Source organism: Nocardia sp. NPDC005978 (assembly GCF_040614455.1).
GTDB lineage: Bacteria > Actinomycetota > Actinomycetes > Mycobacteriales > Mycobacteriaceae > Nocardia.
Genome location: NZ_JBEXUS010000145.1, coordinates 1 through 18,353, shown reverse-complemented (window position 1 = coordinate 18,353; position 18,353 = coordinate 1). Strand labels below are relative to the sequence as shown.

Genomic DNA, 18,353 nt, shown 5'->3' with positions numbered 1-18,353 from the left:
GCGGCGGTGCGCGCGGGGTATCGCGCGCTGTGGCACTCCCTGCGGGGGCGGGCCGACAGCGATCACGACGGCCGGATCAGCCCGGACGAGTTCCGGGCCTGGCTCGAGAATCATTCGGACGACGCCGATTTCGATCGGGAAATCGCACCGCTGGCCCGGGCGGTCCTCGACCTGGCCGACGCCGACGGCAACGGGGTGCTGGACCGCGACGAATTGATCCGGCTGCTCATCGGCTGCGAGCAGACCCCGGCCGAAGCCGCCGCACTCTTCGACCGGCTCGATGTCGACGGCTCGGGCACGATCGACACGTCCGAACTCATCACGGCGATCCGGCGGTTCTGCCTCAACCCCGCCGCGGACGAGCCGGGCGCGTGGCTCTTCGGGCGGTTCTGAGCGGGCCGCCGTACCCGCGAGCGCTTTTCGACGCGCCGAGAATCCGCCGGTGAGCGGGGTGTGATCGGGCTCATGGTTGCGTGATTCACTCCGGCTCGGGTACCGTTGGCGCTGTCTAAGTCTTGCGGTGGCAGGTTTCCCTCCCGTAAGAGGTCAGATTTCTTTCTCTCGGATTCGACGAATCCCTTCGATCGATCCCCCGGTCCTCGCGGCTACCGCGACGACCCATCCGCCCCGGCGCGTACCGCCGGCCGGGCCGTGTCGCTCATTCCCACGGCCCGTATCTCTCATTCCCACGGCGTTGCGCCGTACCTCACCACTTCAAGGAAACATCATGAACGACAACAACTCCCAGCAGAGTGTCGAGAACGGGCGCACCGTCGCCGGGATCCTCGACATCACCGACAATCACGCGTCGCTGCGCGTCGAGGGCTACCTGCCCGACCCGGGCGACATCCACGTCTCGAATCGGCAGGTGCGCGAGAACCAGCTGCGCCGTGGCGATTTCGTCACCGGTCTGGCGGTTCCGCCCAGCGGCAACGCCAAACACGATCAGCTCGTGCGGGTCTCGACCGTCAACGGGCAGGCGCCCGGCCGGGCGGCGAATCGGCCCGTGTTCGCCGAGCTGGTGCCCATTCATCCGAATCAGCGCCTGCGACTCGAGACCGAGCCGCACGAAATGATCACGCGCGTCACCGATCTCGTCATGCCCATCGGCAAGGGGCAGCGCGCGCTCATCGTCGCACCGCCCAAGGCGGGCAAGACCTCCGTGCTGCGAGCCATGGCGCACGGCATCGCCAAGAACCATCCCGAATGCGAACTCATGCTGGTCCTGGTCGGCGAACGGCCCGAGGAGGTCACCGACCTGGCGCGCTCCGTCCCGGCCACCGTCGCCGCGGCCACCTTCGACCGCAGCCCGAAAGAGCAGGTCGTCATGGCCGAGCTGGCCATCGAACACGCCAAGCGCCTGGCCGAGACCGGCCGCGACGTGGTGGTGCTGCTCGATTCGCTGACCCGCCTGGCCCGCGCCTACAACCTGGGCGCACCGTCCTCGGGGCGGGTGCTCTCCGGTGGCGTCGACGCCGCCGCGCTCACGCTGCCCAAGCGATTCCTCGGCGCCGCACGCAATTTCGACGGCGGCGGCTCGCTGACCATCATCGCCACCGCGCTGGTGGAGACCGGCTCGGCCGCGGACACGGTCATCTTCGAGGAGTACAAGAGCACCGGCAACGCCGAGCTGAAACTCGATCGCGGCGTCGCCAATCGCCGGGTCTACCCGGCCATCGACATCGGGCAGTCCAGCACGCGCAAGGACGAATTGCTGCTCACCCCGGGCGAGCTCGCGGCCACCGACATCCTGCGCCGCACGCTGGCGGCGGTGGACGGCCAGTCGATCGAGTTGCTCCTCGAGGGCCTGCGCCAGACCCCCACCAACGCCGAGTTCCTGGCCCAGCTCACCACCACCCCGCGCCGCTGAGCAGACGGGCGACCGCGACCTCGCGCGGGACAGGCGGGGCCTCTCTCGGTGCAGCCGGTGCCCTCCCCCGGCGCGGACAGGGCCTCTCCCGGTGCGGCCGGTACCTCTCCGGGCACGGCCGGGGCCTCTCCCGATGCAGCGGGGAATCTTCACATTGCAGGTCATGAACTTTCGCAGCGCGAACGGGAAATCTTCGCGGCGCGCGTGACCAGCGCGGCGGGCGGCACGAACCCGGTGCGAGCCTCGCGCCGGGCGGCGCGAACCGGCCGGTGCGAGCCTGCGTGGGCCGGGCGCTCGCCCGAACCTGTCGGTGGACAGTTCTACCCTGAGAGCGCAGGTCCCCACCTCGCCTATCAGCGTAAAGAGTTGATCTTCATGGCCGTCTTCGCCATTTACGGGGCCACCGGTCACACCGGCCGCCTGGTCACCGCCGAATTACTCACCCGCGGAAAAGATGTCATCGTGGCCGGCCGGGATCCGGACGCGCTCGCCGCGCTCGGCCCGGCGCGGGTGCTGGTTGCCCCGCTCGACGACCCGGACGCGCTGCGGGCGCTCGCCACGGCCGCCGACGTGATCATCCACTGTGCCGGGCCGTTCGCCGTCACCGGGCCGCCGGTCGCCGCGGCCGCCGCCGAAAGCGGTTGCCACTACGTCGATCACGCGGTCGAGGTGCATCACGTGCACCGGCTGTTCCAGGAGTACCCCGAGCGCGCGCAGGCCGCCGGCATCACCATGCTGCCGAGCGTCAGCTTCTACGGTGGGCTCGGCGACCTGCTCGCCGGGGCGGTGGCCGCGCGAGTGCCCGACATCGAGCGGGTCACCGTCGCGTACGCCGTGCACAACTGGATGATGACGCACGGCGCGGTGGAAACCGCACGGTTGCTGTTCGCCGACACCGATCGCATCGGATTCGAGGACGGCGCACCGCGATACGGATTCGTGGAGCCGCGCAACGCCATCTTCGCCTTCCCGCCGCCGGTCGGCCCGCGCGCCATGATCGCGCCGGTGCCCTTCCCCGAGGCGGTCACCGTCCCCCGGCACGTGTGCACCCGCGCGGTCGAGGCCCAGTTGACGGCGCACACCTTCTCCGAGGACCAGGCGTTCACCAGCGAGGGCGTCGGGCCGGACGAACGCGCGGGCAGCGAATTCACCATCACCGCACAGGTTCTCGGCACCGCGGGATCGGCGACCGGGCACCTGCACGGGCGCGATCTGTGGCGGGCCGCGGCCGTGGCGTCGGTGGAGGCCGCGGTGCGGCTGACCGAAGGCGGGGTCAAGAGCGGAGTGCTCAGTCCCGGTGAGGCTTTCGACGGCGCGGAGTTCCTGTCCACGCTGGCCGCCCGGGGGCTGTTCACCCTCGAACTTCCCGAAGGCGCGTGAGGATCATGGCTCCGATTCTGGTCACGGGCGCGGGCGGCGGCGCGCAGGGCGGCACCGGGCGCACGGTCGCCCGTGCCCTGCTGCGCGCGGATCTCCCGGTCCGCGCCTTCGTTCATCACGACAATGCCTCCGCCGCCGAACTGAAGGAGCTGGGTGCGGAGGTCGTGGTCGGCGATCTCCGCGAGATCACCTCGGTCCTGCCCGCCGTGCAGGGCGTGCGGCGCGCGTATTTCACCTATCCGGTCACCGCCGGAATGCTGGACGCGGCAGCGGTTTTCGCCGCGGCCGGGCGCGAAGCGAAGCTGGAGCGGGTCGTCGCGGTGTCGCAGCTGGGCTCGGCGCCCACCGCGGGCACCCCGCACATGCGCAGGCACTGGGTCGCCGAACAGGCCCTGGACCGCGCCGAGATCGGCGCGGTGCACCTGCGAGCGGCGGTGTTCTACGAGAACCTGCGGGTCGCCATCGGAGACACAGGCGTGCTGGCCCTGCCGCTGGGCTCCCCCGACACCGTGCTGCCGTTGATCGCGGCGGCCGATGTGGCCGGGGTGGGCGCGGGTGTGCTGCGCACCGGCGAACCGGTGGATCCGGTGCTGTGGCTGGCCGGGGAGATCCGGACCGTGGGCGAGGTGGCGGCGGCGTTCGGCGTCCCGTACGTCGATGTGGATCCGCGCGAATGGGCCGCGACCGCGCGCACGGTCTACCGCGACGAGGTCACCGTCGAGCACCTCACCCACCTGTGGACCATGTTCGCCGCCATCGGTTCCGGGCACGAGCTGTTCCGCGTCACCGAGACCGTCGAGCGGTACACCGGGCGACCGCCGCTGTCCCTGCGGGACTATCTCGCGCAGCGCTGAGGAGACTCCCTCGCACAGCACCGAGGGGACTCCCTCGCAGGGCACCGAGGGGACTCCGTCGAGCAGCACCGAGCCACGCCGGGAAACCCGCCGAGCGGGCCGCCGCGCACATCGACCGATAGGGTGACGGATGCACTGTTAACCGAGAACAAGCTTCAATAGCTGGTTGCGTTCAGGAGTGATGCGCTGTGACTGTCGGACCGGCGGCGCTTCCCGAATACCGACCTCAGCCACCGACGTTCGGGCAGTTACTGCGCCGGTTGCGCGATGATCGGCGAATCTCGCGGGAGCGCCTGGCCTTCGCCGCCGGGGTGAGCGCGAGCTACCTCACCCTGCTCGAACGCGGCCAGCGCGACCGCCCGACCGACGTCGTGGTGGAAGCGCTGGTGCGCCAATTGGATACGGCGGGCGCGCTCTCGGACGCGGACCGCCGGAACCTGCTGGATCTGGCGGGCCTGCCGCGCACCTGCGTCCCCTCGGCCGCGGAGTTGCGCGCCGAACTCACCCCGGACATGCACGCCGGACTACGGCTGTTCGCCCCGAATCCGGCCGCGTACTACGACGTCCGGCTCAACCTGCTGGCCTGCAACGAGCCCTACGCCACCGCTCTGCCGGGCCTGACCGAGACCGCCAATTGGGTGCGCTGGATCTTCGGCGCCGACATAGCCAAGGCGATCATGGTCGACTGGGAGCAGGAGGCCGCGATCACCGTCTCGCGCCTGCGCGGGGTCCTGGGCGCGGCGGGCAACCCCGACTGGTCGGCCGACCTCATCGCCGACTACGCCGACTTCCCCCGCTTCCGCGAGCTGTGGCAGCACAGCGCCGCCTCCTTCAGTCGCTCCGAGATCCCGGTCCGGCTGCGCGATCTCGCCACCGGCACGGTCACCACCTACTACTCCCAGTCCCTGGGTGCGCAGTCGGTCAACCATCCGGGCTGGATCGGCTTCGTCGCCTGCCTGCCCATACCCGGTGACGAGGGGACACGGGCGGACTAGCCGAGGCCGGGCACCCGCGTGCCCGGTCGCGAGTTGCCTTCGGACGCAAACGATCCGCGGACCCTGCGGCGGCGATGCGCGCTACCTGAGCGGAAGCTCGAACCCCACTTCCGCACCGCCGCCGGGGTGATTCGCGGCCGAGACCGTGCCGCCGTGGGCGATGACGATGTCGTGGACGATCGCCAGGCCGAGGCCCGAGCCGGGGGTCGAGCGGGTGCGGTCGGCACGGTAGAAGCGGTCGAAGATCGCGCGGTGATCGGCGGCCTCGATGCCGGGGCCGTGATCGCGGACCGTGAGGGCGGAACCTCGGATGTGCACGGCGACGGCGGTTTCGGGCGGACTGAACTTGAGGGCGTTGTCGACCAGATTGTCGATGCAGCGGGCCAGAGCCTGCGGGCGGGCGGTGACCGTCGCCGGATCGGCGGCGGTGACCGTGATGTCGCGGCCGGTGCGGCGGCCGAAGCGCCGAGCACAGTCCCGCGCCACATCGGCGAGGTCGAGCGGGGCCGGATCCTCGGCGGTGTGCCGATCGGTGGCGAGCTCGACCAGTTCGGTGATCAGGGTGTCCAGGGCCTTGGCCTCCTGGACCAGGGTGCTCAGCACCTGGGTCTCGTCGGCGGGCTCGAGCCGCCCGCGAGCGCGCTGCAGGAGTTCCGCGCTGCCCCGGATCGAGGTCAGCGGGGTGCGCAGTTCGTGGCTTGCGTCCTCGACCAGGCGGTGCTGCTGGGCGCGCGAGAAGCGCAGCGCGGCGAGCATGGTGTTGAAGCTGCGGGTGAGGGCGCCGACCTCGTCCCGGCCGGGCTCGGGCAGCAGCGTCGACAGATCCTGCGTGGTGCTGATGCGCCGGGTGGCCGCGGCCAGCCTGCGCATGGGCCGCAGGATCCGGCCGATCGCGAGCCAGCTGATCAGCGCCGCCGCCGCGACCGCGATGGCGGTGATCGAGGCGGTGCGCCACAGGAACGCGCTGTCGACCCGTTCGACCTCGGCGTAGTTCTGCCCGACCATGACCGCGCCCGCGCCGCCGGGCCTGGCCTTGGTGAGGACCCCGTAACTCACCTCGCCCAGCACCACCTCGGTCTCGGTCATCCCCTGCCCGGTGCGCGCCACCGCCAGATCGGAGTCGTTGACCGGCAACGGTTCCCGGCCCGGGGTGAGCGGCCGGACCGTCCCATCCGGCAGCAGCAGCTGTTCGGTCATGTCGGGCCGCACCGGCAGCGCCGCGCCGGCGTCCAGCAGCGCGAGCACGGTGTCCGCGCGATCGGCCAGGCCGCGATCGACCTGGTCCGCCACCAGCGGCGAAACACTCTGGTAGGCGGTGACAATGGCGACCACGATCGCCGCGATGCTGGCCGCGACCGCGACCAGGGTGAGCCGGGTTCGCAACATCACGCGGTCCTGATGGTGTAGCCGACGTTGCGGGCGGTGTGAATGAGCCTGCTCGCACCGTCGAGTTCGGTCTTGCGGCGCAGGTATCCGATGTAGACGTCGAGCGAGCGGGATTCGGTGTCGAAGTCGAAGCCCCAGATGTGTTCGTAGATCTGACTTCTGGTGAGCACGATGCGCTCGTTGCGCATGAGCAGTTCCAGGACGTCGAACTCGGTGCGGGTCAGTTCGATCAGCCGATCGCCGCGGCGCACCTCCCGGGTCGCCGGATCCAGGCACAGATCCGCGACGGCGAGCAGCTCGGCCCCGGCCTCGGGCGCGCTGCGGCGCAACAGCGCTCGCAGCCGCGCCAGCAGTTCCTCGGTGTCGAACGGTTTGGCCAGGTAGTCGTCGGCCCCGGCGTCGAGCCCGGCCACCCGGTCCCCGACCTGATGCCGCGCGGTGAGCACCAGGATCGGGAGCCGGTCGCCGCGCCGGCGCAGCGCCCGGCACAGTGAGAGTCCGTCCAGCCGGGGCATGACCACATCCACCACCGCCAGATCCGGGCGGTCCGCCGCGAGCGTTTCGAGCGCCTCCTGACCGTCACCGGCCAGCAACACCCGGTAGCCCTCGAAGCGCAGCAGTTGATCGAGGGTACTGCGCACATTGGGGTCGTCCTCGACCACGAGGACGGTTGCGGGAGCCATGCTGTCAGTCTGGCCGGTGCCGGATTCGGTCATTTCTCGCGCCCGGTCAGTTCGTGACCGGGACCACGGCGATGGGCGGAATCGCCGCCACGCACTCGGTCGAGCCGGTCGACCCGGTCCGCACGAACCGGTCGATGATGCTCACGACGCAACCGGTCGGCTCGAGGTCCGGCACATGTCCGGTGTTTGGTACCGACAGGAAGGTCGAGCGGGCGAAGCGGGATGCGGCGCGCACGCCGTTCGCGTCGGGGGTGATGGCGTCGAGATCGCCGGAGAGCACCAGCACCGGGACGTCCGGCATCGCGGTGCGCACCTCGTCGGGCCGCTGGTGGCCGGTGATCCCGGGCCAGCGGATGCACGCGTCCGCGCCGTCGCGCTGGGCCGCGCCGAAGCCCGCCGCGCTGAACGCGCCGTTGGTCCCGATGCGGGCGAGCGCCTCGCGGTACTGCTGTTCCCGTTGCGGCAGTGCGGCTTCGGGCGACCACAGCGGCCGGTAGTCGTTGCAGGCGACCGTGAGGTAGAGCCCGATGTTCTCGTAGCCCGGTGCGGCGGTGGCGCGTCGGGTGAAGTCGCTCAGCAGCGCGTCGTCACCGCGCGCAGCGGCGTGCAGGGCGGCGGGCAGCATGCCGAGGGTGGCGTCGGCCTCCGGGCCCGCACCGACGTTGGAGGTGGCCGCCTCGAAGATGAGATTGCCGAGCTTGCCCTCGTCCAGCAGAATCTCGCCCTTACCCTGGACCGTGATCGGCCGTTCCCGCAGACGCGCGGCCACCGTGCGCAGATCGTGCACCGCGGTCGACCCGTCGCAGGACCCGCTGCGCTCGCAGATGCGTTGCAGCGTCAGCGAAACCGCCTCGGCGTTGGGCCGTTGCAGCGGGTCGGCGTCGTGCGGGTACGCGCCGGTGAGAATCATCGATCGCACGTGCTCGGGATGCCGCTGGGCGTAGATCGGCAGCAGGTAGGTGCCGTAGGAGATGCCGTACGGGATCACCTTGTCGATGCCGAGCCGCTCGCGGACCGCGTCGAAGTCGTCGACCGTGGCGGCCGAGGTGTACCCGGCGGCCTTCGGGCCCAGGTTCTCCCCGCAGCGCTGCACCGCGGCGAGCTGCTGTTCCCTTGTGCCCAATTGGAATTCGTCCTCGTTCACCCCGCAGTCCATGGGGTCGGAGACGCCGGTGCCGCGCGGATCGATCAGCAGCACATCGTGATCGGACATCATCAGGCCGGACAGCGTCGCGGCCTCGGCGGCATGGGCGATCATCGGCACGCCGGGTCCGCCCGGGTTGGGCAGCAGGGTGCCCGCGGCCGGAATGTCACCGCGGCTGTGCTTGATCCGCGCGTAGCCCACCTCGATCGTGCCCAGCTCCGGCTGCCCCGCCACCAGCGGCCGCTGCACGGTGCCACAGTCGACCGCGTAACCCTCCACGGTCGGGCACCAGGCGGGCGGGGCCGCCGACGGCGCCGCGGACTCCCCCGCGCCACACCCGGTGATCAGTCCACCCAGGATGGCCGCCGTCGCGGCGATCCCCGCTATCGAACGCATTCCCGTACGCATGTTCCGCACTCCGTTCCGCAGTGTCCGGCTCGGTCCGCCCGAGCTGTCGAAAGGAATCCTGCGGGGCGAGAGGCAAAGCCCGGTCAGACGAAAGACAAAGCCGTGTAAGAATCCGGACGGTCCCGCAAACGGGTGCCCGCGACACCCGAAAACCGCAGGTACACCGCCCGGCCCCGGACAGCGACTACGATTTTGGCCGAAGTCGAAGCGGCATTCGCGCAGCGCCGGCCTTACCCGTGGGACGGACCGAGAGGACTTTTTCGATGAGCGCAGGGACCGACGCGGCGAACTCCGACTGCACCGGACTGCTGGCCGGTCTGCTGGGCAAGCACATGATCTACGCCTACGAGAACGGCTGGAAGTACGAGCTCTACGTCCGCAACGCGGACACCGTCGCGACGCGTTGCCTGCTGGGGCCCATGTTCGGCCGCTGGACGACGAATCAGACCGCCAAGATCGTGTCCCTGGGCGGGGCCGGCGCGGACCCCGACGAGCAGTACAAACTGGCCTGGGTAGAACCGACCGGTTCGACCATGGTCGCCATCGTCTGGCCCGGCGAGCGGCGCGTGCACACCACGGCCACCTTCCCGCAGTGGATGCTCGACTATCCCGAGAGCACCCTGACCCACTACGAGGACAATCTGCACGCCATCCGCGCCGATCGCGACCGCGGCCCGACCTACCCGCTGACCCTGGTGTCCTCGAACGGGCGCATCACCTATCTGGAGAGCCGGGATCCCGACGACGACACCGTCATCGACTGCCCGCCGAGCAAACTGCCGGTGGGTTACGCCGACCGGATGAATTGATCGAGATACCGTGCCGGACCACCCGATCGCACCGGACCGGCACGGTAGTCTCTGCCCGAGAACTCCCCGGATCGCCACCGCCGGCGGATGGTTCCTTTCCTCCGAGGGTGCGCGCGGGAGTTGCTGGTCCGGATGTGTTCACCCCGAATAGTGCAGGTAGCCCACGAGACCGCGCAGTCCCCGGGCTGGAGCCGGCGGGCCTGGCTGGGCGCGGCGGGCCTGGGCGCGGTCGCCGCGCTGTCGGCGAACGCCACGGCCGCGGCCGCGCCCGAACGCACCGGCGGGGTGGTGGACCTGACCCACGTACTCGACGCGGAACTGCCGGTGTGGCCGGGTAATCCGGTCTTCTCCAAGGTCCCCGTGGCCTGGCACGATCGCGGCGGTTTCGCCCAGCACGCCCTGGTGCTGTGGGAGCACACCGGAACCCACGTCGACGCCCCGCTGCACCGGGTGCGGGACGGGATCTCGGTCGATCGCATCGCGGAACGGGACCTGATCGCCCCGCTCGTCGTCATCGACATCTCCGCCCGCGCCGCCGCCGATCCCGAAGCGGCGCTGAGCATCTCGGACATCACCGACTGGGAGGCGGCGCACGGCGCGATTCCCGCGCGGGCCTTCGTGGCCATGTATTCGGGCTGGGAACACCGGCTCGCCGCACCCGCCACCTTCCTGAACCTGGACGCCGCCGGACGCCCGCACGCACCCGGATTCGCGCCCGAGGCCGCCGATTTCCTGGTGACACAGCGCGATATCGTCGGCGCGGGCGTGGATACGCTGAGCCTGGACCGCGCCGCGAGCACCGAATACGGTGCGCACACGGCGATTCTGGGCGCGGGGCGATACGGTGTGGAGATGCTGGCGCGGCTGGGCCAGGTGCCGCCTGCCGGCGCGACGGTGGTCGTGGGCGCGCCCAAACACGCGGGCGGGACCGGCGGACCCTGCCGGGTTCTGGCGCTGACCTGAGACCGGCCCGGCACTGTCCTGACCCCGGCCCGGCACTGTCCGGATCCGGATCGGGCTGTCCGGATCCGGCTCAGCCCGGCCGGTCGAGCGAAAGGCTGTGCCGGAACACGGTTCCCGGGTCCCACGTGGCCTTGATCGCCCGCAGCCGTTCGTAATTGCCGCCGTAGTAGAAGGCGTGCCAGGGCACCCCCGACGTATTCCATTGCGGGTCGGCCAGATCCGCGTCGGGGTAGTTGATGTAGCTCCCGCCCTGGGCCGCGTTCGGCACCGGCACACCGCCGGTCGCGGCGTACACGTCGCGGTACATCTCACGCGCCCAGGTGACGAAGCGCTCGTCGTCGGCGGGGTTGCGCCAGGCCGCGTGGATGAGCATCTTCAGGAACGAGCCGCGCTCGGGAGACGCGGTCGCGCCGGGGGCCACGGCATTGACCGCGCCGCCGAAAGGCAGGAATTCCACCTGCGATTCGCCGAGGAAGCGGAGATCGGTCAGGTACCGGTACAGCACCCGCAACTGGTCGGCCGAGTACGCCTCGCGCAGGTACGCGGATTTGACCTTGACCCGGAAGCCCGGCATGCCCTTGGCGTAGTACACGGTCGAGAGGGTGTCACCGTAGGACTTCTCGGCGGGCGGCAGCACGAGCGGCGGGGGCGTCACGCCCTCGGAGATCGCGGCCACGAACTCGTCGAACCGCGCCCGGGCGCCGGGCCGGTCCGCGTCCAGCAGGATCAGGATGTCCGATCCGGTGATGCCGGGTTTGAGGTGCAGCGGCGCGTACAACCCGGCGAACGGATCATCGGGCGCGCCATGGCGTTCGAAGAAGGCGATGTAGTTGCCGACGAAGCGCACGAACGACTCCTCGGTCGCCAGCGGCAGCACCACGCGCGTGCTCAGCATGGAACCGGGCGCCGCCGGCAGCGCGCGGGCGGGATCGGATCCGCCGGAGTCGGCCGAGCGCAGCAGGTACCGGGTCACGACCCCGAAATTGCCGCCGCCACCGCCGGTGTGGGCCCACCACAGATCGGCGTGCGGCCCGTCCTTGGTGGCCACCAGCGTGGTGGCCCTGCCGTCCGTCCCGACCGTCACGATCTCCAGGCCGTAGAGATGATCGGCCACGAGCCCGAAGCGCCGTGACAGCGGCCCGTACCCGCCGCCGCTGATATGCCCGCCCGCGCCCACGCCCTTGCAGATGCCCGCGGGCACGGTCACGCCCCAGCCGCCCAGCAGCCGTTCGTACATCGCGCCCAGGTCGGCGCCGGCGGCCACCGAGAACGCACCGTGCTCGGCGTCCCAGTCGACCGCGGTCAACCGCTGCAGATCGATGATCGAGCGGGTGTGCTCGTTGTCCACGAAGTCGTCGAAGCCGTGCCCGCCCGAGCGCACCGCGATGCGCAGGCCCTCGTGCACGGACCGCTCGACGGCCGCGCGCACGCCCTCGGCGTCGGCGGGCACGAAGATCCGCTGCGGGCGCGCGGTGAAGCGGCGGTTGTATCCGCGCTCGGTCAGCTCCGCGTAGCCGGGGTCGCCGGGGCCGATCACCCCGGGTTCGGCGGCCCGTGCGATCGGTAGTCCGAGTACGCCGGCCGCGGTACCGAACGCGGAGGCGGCGAAGAGGCTACGACGAGACAGCGGCACGAGACTCCCCGAGACGGCGGATCACTGGAACTTGGCGAAGTAAACAGTAAGCGCCCTGCGAATGTACGCGAAACGGACATGTCGGCCTGATTGCCGCACGGTCGGCCCGCGCGTTGCGATGTCACGGCGCCTCGGATTGTCCACGGGCAGAAACACAATCCGGAATCGGCCGCTCGGCCCGCACACGCGGCCCGCGGGTGCCGGGGGCGGACCCGAACACGCACTATGGTTGTTTCAAATCACTTGTCCAGGAGGGCTGCTGCCATGCCGCACTTGACGGTTTCCTACACCGCCGCCCTGGCGGGCGCCTTCGACGCGACCGCCTTCGCGCACGAGATCTTCGGCGAGGCCGCCGCCATCCTCGATGCCGACCCCGCCACTTTCAAGGCGCGCTTCACCCGAATCGACGACTGGGTCATCGGCATCGACGGTGCGGAGGCCGAGAAGAATTGGGTGCAGATCTTTCTGGACATCGCCTCGGGCCGCACCAGCGAGATCAAGGAGGCCCTGGCCAAGGCCGTCCTGACCATCACGGAGAAGACCTTCGCGGTGACCGCCGGACAGGCGATCTACGTCTCGGCCGACGTCCGCGAGCTGGTTCCGCCGGGATTCCAGCACACCACCCTGGGCTGAGCACACCACCTTCGGCTGCTCACATCGACTTCGGCCGGGCAGGGCCGCCCGCTCAGCGGAAGCTGCTGCGCGTCGTCCACACGTCGGCGTTGCCGGCGCCGGTCCACCGTTCGAGTAATCGCGTCGTCGCGTACTCGGAAATACCCGGGAGCGGCGACGGGCCGATATGCACACTCGGCCGGGGCTGTTCGGGAAAGCCTGGGTGCTCATCCGGAAGCAATCGGAACGGCAGGAAAACACGCACGCCGTCGGGCCCCGGCGCGAAACGCAACTCCGGTCCGGGCGGATCGGCGTCGAATTTCAATAGGCGCCATTCGTTTTCGGCGTGAAACGACGGATTCTTGATGAACAGCCCGTACAAACGCAATTCGTCGAACAGCAGCCGCGCCCGTTCCTCGATGTGCTCCGGCGACGGTTCGGAGCGCGCGCCGAGCAGCCCGAGGTGACGTTCGTAGAGTTCGCTCACCATCAGATGCATATCGTCTTCGTCGTACACACATTTGGCGAGATACCAGCCCTGCCCCTCGGCGGCGGTGCGCACCAGCTCGAAGGGCAGTCCGAGGCAGACGCCGCCGCGCGAGCCATAGGCACGCCACTGCGAGAGCGAATCACCGTCGGCGCTCAGCGACACCAGGTACGGCGCGCTGCCCTCGTGCGCGCGGCCCGCGTAGACCTCCGCCGCCACCCGCGCCGCGAAGGACTCCGCCGCCGCACCGGCCCCGGCCGGCGGCCGATCGCGCGCGATCGTGCCGAGCCAGTGAAATGCGCGGATCTGTTCCTCTGCGTCGTTCATCTGCACCGGCAGCCCTGCCCAGAAATGCCTGCTGTCGATTATCGAGATCAGGGACGCGGCATTGGTGTAGTGGTAGAGCATCGGCGGGGGCTCGGGATACAGAAGTCGCGCCGCGACCGGCAATAGCTCGATATTGCGCACAGCAGAACTTCCTTCCACCACGGCGACCGTTCACGGCAATTCGACAGTAATCGATCACGGCGGTGTGCGACGCTGGAGAACAACATCGTCACCTCGATTCGGATCTTCGGCCGGCTCGGCAGAGCTAAGGAGACGTCATGGATCAGACCACCGCCTGGGCAGGCGACCGGGAGCCCTCGGTCGATCTGGATGTGTTCGCACCCCCGCAGCAGCGACGCTGGACGGTCCTGCTGCGCATCATTCTCGCCATTCCGCAGCTGATCGCCATGTGGCTCCTGAGCGTCGGAGCGTTCATCGTGGTGATCATCGGCTGGTTCGGTGCGCTGTTCACCGGCCGCCTGCCCGAATTCGCCGGCGATTACCTGCGGTCGTACGTGGCCTACGCCGGGCGCGTGTACGGCTACACCATGCTGCTCGTGGACCAGTACCCGCCGTTCACCCTGGAGACCGCGCCGGACTACCCGGTGCGCGTGCTGTTCCCGCAGCCCACACCGCTCAACCGGCTGGCCGTGCTGTTCCGCTTCTTCCTGGCGCTGCCCATTCTCATTCTGGTCAGCTGGTTCATGGCCGGGTGGGCGGTCATGGCCATCGTCATCTGGGCGATCGTGCTGATCACCGGGCGACTGCCGCAGGCGCTGTTCGAATCGACCGCGGCCGTGCTGCGCATGCAGGTCCGGGTGGACGCGTACTTCTATCTGCTCACCCCCACCTACCTGAAGGGGATCTTCGGCGACGGCCAGGCACCGCAGGCGGCCCCGGGCTACCCCGCGCCGGAGGGCTACCCGGCAGCGCAGGGCTACCCGGCGGCACCGGGCTACCCGGCGGCACCGGCCTACCCAGCGGCGGAGAACTTCCCCACCCCGGCCTCCGGCTTCGGCGCGGGGTCGCCCACCCGGCCGCTACTGCTCTCCCAGGCGGCTCGCATCCTGTTGATCGTCATGCTGGTGCTCGGCATTCTGTCCAGCGCCACCAACGCGGTCGTCGGGCCGGACAACGAAACCGTCGAATACGACTACAACTCGCTCGTCGTGCCGTAGTCCCGCATTCCGCGAATCACCGAGGCTCGAGGCCGGCTCCCGTTCAGGAGACGGCCTCGAGCCCGTTCGGCAGGCAGGAGGCGTAGACGGCCAGACCGAGCACCACCGCAACCAGCGTCCCGCCCGCGACGAGATTCACCCGGCGATGGCTGTCGATCACCGCCGCGAACTCGCGCAGGAACGCGGCGGGCACGAAATAACGGGCGGTGCGCGCGCCGACGGCCTGCGCGTCCATGCCCTGCCTGCGCGTCAGCGCCGCCGTTCGCATCACATGAAAATCACTGGTGACCACCGTGATTCGCGCATCTTCGGCGAATCCGCGCGTGGCGAGCTCGGCCGCGGTGAAGCGCAGATTCTCCTCGGTGTTGCCCGAGCGCCGTTCCCGGATGATCATCGCCGGATCGATGCCGGCCGCTTCGAGGTAGTCGCCCATCGCATCGGCTTCGGCCACCTTCTTGCCGCGCCCCACCCCGCCCGAGACCACCAGCACCGGGAACGCCCCGGCTGCCACCTCTTCCCGGTAGACCTCGAGCGCGCGGTCCAGCCGCGTGGCGAGCAACGGGGTGACCCGGCCGTTGACGAGACCGCACCCGAGCACGACCACCGCGTCCGCGCCCGACCGATAGGGCAGCTGGGCGTACAGGATGGCGTACACGGTGAACGCGAGCAACTGCGCGAGCAACAGCAGACCCAGCAGCGTCACGATCACCGCCGTCGCCGTCGCCCAGATCGGCGCGTGCGGCCAGGCGCCCACCGCCCAGATCGCCGCGAAGGGCAGGGCCAGCAAGGCGAGCCCGACCACCGGCGCGACGGCGGTGGAGATGCGCAAACCCTCACGCCTGGTGACGATCACGCCGTTGGCCAGCAGCCCGAGCCCCGCCAGCACCAGCGACACGGGAGGCAGCACCAGGATCAGAATGACGCCCCACGGATACCAGCGCGCGCCGAGTTCGACGGCCGCCCACAACGCCAAGAGCCCCAGGGCACAGAGCAATACGAGTCCGGTGGAGATGTGCCGGGGCTCATAAAGCACCCGCACCGCCCCGAACAGGGCCAATACCGCGCCGCCCAGCAACAGCGTCTGCGTCACCACGCCGAAACCTCCGCTCTTCGTCCGGCCCGTGTCCGGGCGGCACTGTTCGATCGACGATCAGGCGGATGCCCGTTCAGCGGCTCGGCACACCCACGATAACCGGCGAATAACCACCGAATTCGGGACACTCCCGCTCCGACGGCGGATTCGAAGTTCCGCCGGATCGGCCGGGGACCATCGAATACGCTGACTACGCGGATTTTTCGCCTATCCGGGGTGGGTGCGCAGTGGGCCGGGGAGTGAGTCATTGATCGAGCCGCTGGCGGCGAGCGAACCGTCCGTCATCGGGCGCTATCGAATCCTGGGTCTCCTGGGCCGCGGCGGGATGGGACGGGTACTGCTGGGCATCGCACCCGACGGGCGCTTCGTGGCGATCAAACAGATTCACCCGGATCTGCTGGACGACCAGGAATACCGCGACCGGTTCGCGAACGAGGTCGCCATCTCGGCCCGGGTATCGGGCGCGTTCACCGCGGCGGTCATCGACTTCTCCATCGCCGAGCCGCGGCCCTGGCTCGCCTCGGTTTTCATCCCCGGGCTGCCGCTCGATCGCGCCGTGACCGCGTTCGGGCCGCTGCCGGTCCCGGCGCTGCGCACCCTGGCCGCCGGACTGGCCTCGGCCCTGCACTCCATCCACGGGGCCGGGCTCGTCCACCGAGATCTCGAGCCCGCCAACGTGATTCTGGCCGCCGACGGACCACGCGTGATCGACTTCGGTATCGCGCAACGGGTCGGCGCCTCCGGTGAGCTGACCGGGGCGGGGGTGGTGGGCAGCGTGTCGTACATGTCGCCGGAACAGGCCACCGAACAGCAGCTCACCTCCGCCAGCGACGTGTTCTCCCTGGGCACCCTGCTGTATTGGGCCGCGACCGGAATCACGCCGTTCGGCGCCGCGCACCCCACCCTCGTGCTGGCGAAGGTGGTGAACGAGACGCCCCGATTCGACCGCGTGCCAGCGGAATTGCGCGCGCTCGTTGCCGCGTGCCTGCACAAGAGCCCCGCGGCCCGGCCCACACCGTCACAGATCCTCGATCGTCTGGGCCCGCAGTCGATCGGAACCCAGCCGTGGCCCGATCCGATCCACCGTGCGATCCGGGAGCAGGGTCGGCGGCTGCGGGCCTTCACCATGGATCCGGAGGCGACGCAGGTGATCGTGCGGCCGCGTCCCGCGGCACCCGTGCCCGAGCGAAAGCGCCGCCCGCGCCGGGCGATCTACGCGACCGCGCTCGTGATCGTGCTGATCGCGGCGGGGTTGACCGTGGCGCTCGTGCGCCGCGGCACGGACACCGGCACACCCGCCGCGGCGCTGCCCACCCTCGCGGAGCTGCGCGGAACCGACGCCTGCGCCTGGGTGCGCCGCGCGCTCGGGCCCACACTGCCCGCGAGCGCGGTGCGTACCGCGGGCACGGCGCGTGAGATCGCCGCCTGGCGCTGGACCCGCACCGAGGCATGGGGTTGTCTGGGCACCTCGGGCGCGGAGCAGATCGGCGTCGAAATCGGCACGGGGCTCGACAGATTCGGCCCTGCCGACCGCGTCGTCAACGGATTCGAACTCAGCCGGCGCGGCACCGACTGCGCGTTCGCGGTCGGCAACGACGACCCGGCGCCGCGCTGGGGCATCACGGTGATCACGCGCGACGGCGGCGCCTGCCCGCTGGCCGAGCACGCCGTCGAGCGGCTCACCGCCGACCTCGTCGGCCTGCCCCGTGAACCGGACGCCGGCAGATCCCTGGCCGCCGTCGATCCCTGTGCGCTGCTGAGTGATTCGGAGGTGTCCGGCGTCTCGGCTCGCGGCCCGGGGATCGCGACCGCGCACACCTGCGAATGGCGCGGGGACACCTCGGTGGAACTGCTGCTGGAGCTGCCGCGACAGGTGGATGTGGTGACCGAGACCTTCGACGCGGGCGGTGGTCTCGTGCTGGAACGGCCGAGCACCTTCGATTCCACCATGCACTGCAAGCGGCTCTACCGCTATCGTGCCATCGACGAGACCTACGTCGAAACCGTGACGGCCCTGGTGATCTCGGATAGGCGTGACGGTTCGCAGTGCTCCGCGGCGACCGCACTGCTGACCTCCGTCATCGCCCGGCTGCCCGGGAACTAGCGCGGGTCGGTCTTCGGTACGGAGGTGGGTAGACGGCATGGGTCTTCGAGTGCGGACGCCGATCGCGCTGGCGGCGCTGCTGCCCGCGGTGCTGATCGGCGCCGGATGCGGTGCGGACGCGCCCGGCCCGGATCCCGGCGCGTATCCGACCGTCGCCGCCGCGGCGGACTACGACGCCGAAACCGGCTACGCGCGTGGAATTCTGGTGGAGTCGCTGCGGATCGGTGAAACCCTGATCTCCGCGCAGCAGATCGAATCCGATCTCACCCACGGGCGCGGCGGCGGTGTCCTGGTCGACCACGCCGGCACCTCCGGGCCGCTGCCCGCCGCGGTTCGCGCGGCGCTGGCGCCGTTCGAAGTGCTCGGCGGCTTCGGCGCGGTCGCGGCCGACCCCGCCCCGGCCGGTGCGACGCCCGCCCAAACCCAG

16 protein-coding genes and 1 pseudogene are annotated in these 18,353 nt (G+C 70.2%); 11 read left to right on the top strand and 6 right to left on the bottom strand.

All coding sequences use genetic code 11. The features are described from left to right. From ABZ319_RS36670 to ABZ319_RS36650, 5 genes and pseudogenes are all read left to right on the top strand, one after another. Window positions 1-393 (top strand): EF-hand domain-containing protein (locus ABZ319_RS36670; RefSeq protein ID WP_354991172.1); only part of this gene is annotated, 393 nt, incomplete at its 5' end. A 343-nt stretch (window positions 394-736) separates the two neighbouring features. Beyond that, window positions 737-1,870: pseudogene (locus tag ABZ319_RS36665) on the top strand (transcription termination factor Rho, short form); the annotation flags it as partial. 375 nt (window positions 1,871-2,245) lie between these two features. Then, window positions 2,246-3,250 (top strand): saccharopine dehydrogenase NADP-binding domain-containing protein, encoded by a 1,005-nt coding sequence (locus ABZ319_RS36660; RefSeq protein WP_354991173.1) that lies wholly within the window; start codon window positions 2,246-2,248, stop codon window positions 3,248-3,250. 5 nt (window positions 3,251-3,255) lie between these two features. After that, complete coding sequence (locus tag ABZ319_RS36655) at window positions 3,256-4,104, top strand: NAD(P)H-binding protein (protein WP_354991171.1); 849 nt, start codon at window positions 3,256-3,258, stop codon at window positions 4,102-4,104. 188 nt (window positions 4,105-4,292) lie between these two features. Continuing rightward, the gene (locus ABZ319_RS36650; protein ID WP_354991170.1) at window positions 4,293-5,099 is read left to right on the top strand and encodes a helix-turn-helix domain-containing protein; all 807 of its coding nucleotides are present in this window, start codon (window positions 4,293-4,295) and stop codon (window positions 5,097-5,099) included. 81 nt (window positions 5,100-5,180) lie between these two features. Here the strand turns inward: ABZ319_RS36650 and ABZ319_RS36645 are convergent, their stop codons facing one another. The 3 genes from ABZ319_RS36645 to ABZ319_RS36635 are packed head-to-tail and all read right to left on the bottom strand — an operon-like array spanning window position 5,181 to window position 8,720. Then, window positions 5,181-6,485 carry a HAMP domain-containing sensor histidine kinase gene (locus ABZ319_RS36645; protein WP_354991169.1) on the bottom strand — a complete coding sequence of 435 codons (1,305 nt, stop codon included), beginning with the start codon at window positions 6,483-6,485 and terminating at the stop codon, window positions 5,181-5,183. Further along, window positions 6,485-7,168 (bottom strand): response regulator transcription factor, encoded by a 684-nt coding sequence (locus tag ABZ319_RS36640; protein WP_354991168.1) that lies wholly within the window; start codon window positions 7,166-7,168, stop codon window positions 6,485-6,487. Before ABZ319_RS36640 ends, ABZ319_RS36645 begins: the two co-directional genes overlap by 1 nt. 46 nt (window positions 7,169-7,214) lie before the next feature. Beyond that, on the bottom strand, window positions 7,215-8,720 hold the full coding sequence (locus tag ABZ319_RS36635; protein ID WP_354991167.1) for an alpha/beta fold hydrolase: 1,506 nt from the start codon (window positions 8,718-8,720) through the stop codon (window positions 7,215-7,217). Window positions 8,721-8,983: 263 nt separating this feature from the next. Here ABZ319_RS36635 and ABZ319_RS36630 point away from each other — a divergent pair, with 263 nt between their 5' ends. Next, window positions 8,984-9,529 carry a phenolic acid decarboxylase gene (locus ABZ319_RS36630; RefSeq protein ID WP_354991166.1) on the top strand — a complete coding sequence of 182 codons (546 nt, stop codon included), beginning with the start codon at window positions 8,984-8,986 and terminating at the stop codon, window positions 9,527-9,529. 132 nt (window positions 9,530-9,661) lie between these two features. After that, window positions 9,662-10,492 (top strand): cyclase family protein, encoded by an 831-nt coding sequence (locus tag ABZ319_RS36625; RefSeq protein WP_354991165.1) that lies wholly within the window; start codon window positions 9,662-9,664, stop codon window positions 10,490-10,492. 70 nt (window positions 10,493-10,562) lie between these two features. On the opposite strand, the gene ABZ319_RS36620 is transcribed toward ABZ319_RS36625, so the two are convergent. Beyond that, a complete protein-coding gene (locus ABZ319_RS36620; protein ID WP_354991164.1) occupies window positions 10,563-12,125 on the bottom strand; it encodes an FAD-binding protein in 1,563 nt (520 codons plus the stop codon). Window positions 12,126-12,389: 264 nt separating this feature from the next. On the opposite strand from ABZ319_RS36620, the gene ABZ319_RS36615 reads away from it, so the two are divergent. Continuing rightward, a complete protein-coding gene (locus ABZ319_RS36615; RefSeq protein ID WP_354991163.1) occupies window positions 12,390-12,758 on the top strand; it encodes a hypothetical protein in 369 nt (122 codons plus the stop codon). A gap of 52 nt (window positions 12,759-12,810) precedes the next feature. On the opposite strand, the gene ABZ319_RS36610 is transcribed toward ABZ319_RS36615, so the two are convergent. Further along, entirely contained in the window at window positions 12,811-13,674 is an 864-nt protein-coding gene (locus tag ABZ319_RS36610) for a DUF2971 domain-containing protein (protein WP_354991162.1), read from the bottom strand. Window positions 13,675-13,829: 155 nt separating this feature from the next. Between ABZ319_RS36610 and ABZ319_RS36605 the strand changes: the two genes are divergently transcribed. Beyond that, complete coding sequence (locus ABZ319_RS36605) at window positions 13,830-14,729, top strand: DUF4389 domain-containing protein (protein WP_354991161.1); 900 nt, start codon at window positions 13,830-13,832, stop codon at window positions 14,727-14,729. A gap of 43 nt (window positions 14,730-14,772) precedes the next feature. Here ABZ319_RS36605 and ABZ319_RS36600 read toward each other — a convergent pair whose 3' ends face one another. Beyond that, a complete protein-coding gene (locus tag ABZ319_RS36600) occupies window positions 14,773-15,819 on the bottom strand; it encodes a YdcF family protein (RefSeq protein ID WP_354991160.1) in 1,047 nt (348 codons plus the stop codon). 250 nt (window positions 15,820-16,069) lie between these two features. Here ABZ319_RS36600 and ABZ319_RS36595 point away from each other — a divergent pair, with 250 nt between their 5' ends. Both ABZ319_RS36595 and ABZ319_RS36590 read left to right on the top strand, forming a co-directional pair. Continuing rightward, window positions 16,070-17,926, top strand: coding sequence for a serine/threonine-protein kinase (locus ABZ319_RS36595; RefSeq protein WP_354991159.1), 1,857 nt, complete (start codon window positions 16,070-16,072; stop codon window positions 17,924-17,926). 37 nt (window positions 17,927-17,963) lie between these two features. Beyond that, window positions 17,964-18,353: hypothetical protein (locus ABZ319_RS36590; RefSeq protein WP_354991158.1), on the top strand; the 390-nt coding region annotated here is incomplete at its 3' end.

Excerpts from the sequence above, each read along its gene's own strand:
- ABZ319_RS36660 (WP_354991173.1), top strand. The coding sequence starts at position 2,246 with ATGGCCGTCTTCGCCATTTACGGGGCCACCGGTCACACCGGCCGCCTG.
- ABZ319_RS36655 (WP_354991171.1), top strand. The coding sequence starts at position 3,256 with ATGGCTCCGATTCTGGTCACGGGCGCGGGCGGCGGCGCGCAGGGCGGC.
- ABZ319_RS36645 (WP_354991169.1), bottom strand. The coding sequence starts at position 6,485 with ATGTTGCGAACCCGGCTCACCCTGGTCGCGGTCGCGGCCAGCATCGCG.
- ABZ319_RS36640 (WP_354991168.1), bottom strand. The coding sequence starts at position 7,168 with ATGGCTCCCGCAACCGTCCTCGTGGTCGAGGACGACCCCAATGTGCGC.
- ABZ319_RS36635 (WP_354991167.1), bottom strand. The coding sequence starts at position 8,720 with ATGCGTACGGGAATGCGTTCGATAGCGGGGATCGCCGCGACGGCGGCC.
- ABZ319_RS36630 (WP_354991166.1), top strand. The coding sequence starts at position 8,984 with ATGAGCGCAGGGACCGACGCGGCGAACTCCGACTGCACCGGACTGCTG.
- ABZ319_RS36625 (WP_354991165.1), top strand. The coding sequence starts at position 9,662 with ATGTGTTCACCCCGAATAGTGCAGGTAGCCCACGAGACCGCGCAGTCC.
- ABZ319_RS36615 (WP_354991163.1), top strand. The coding sequence starts at position 12,390 with ATGCCGCACTTGACGGTTTCCTACACCGCCGCCCTGGCGGGCGCCTTC.
- ABZ319_RS36605 (WP_354991161.1), top strand. The coding sequence starts at position 13,830 with ATGGATCAGACCACCGCCTGGGCAGGCGACCGGGAGCCCTCGGTCGAT.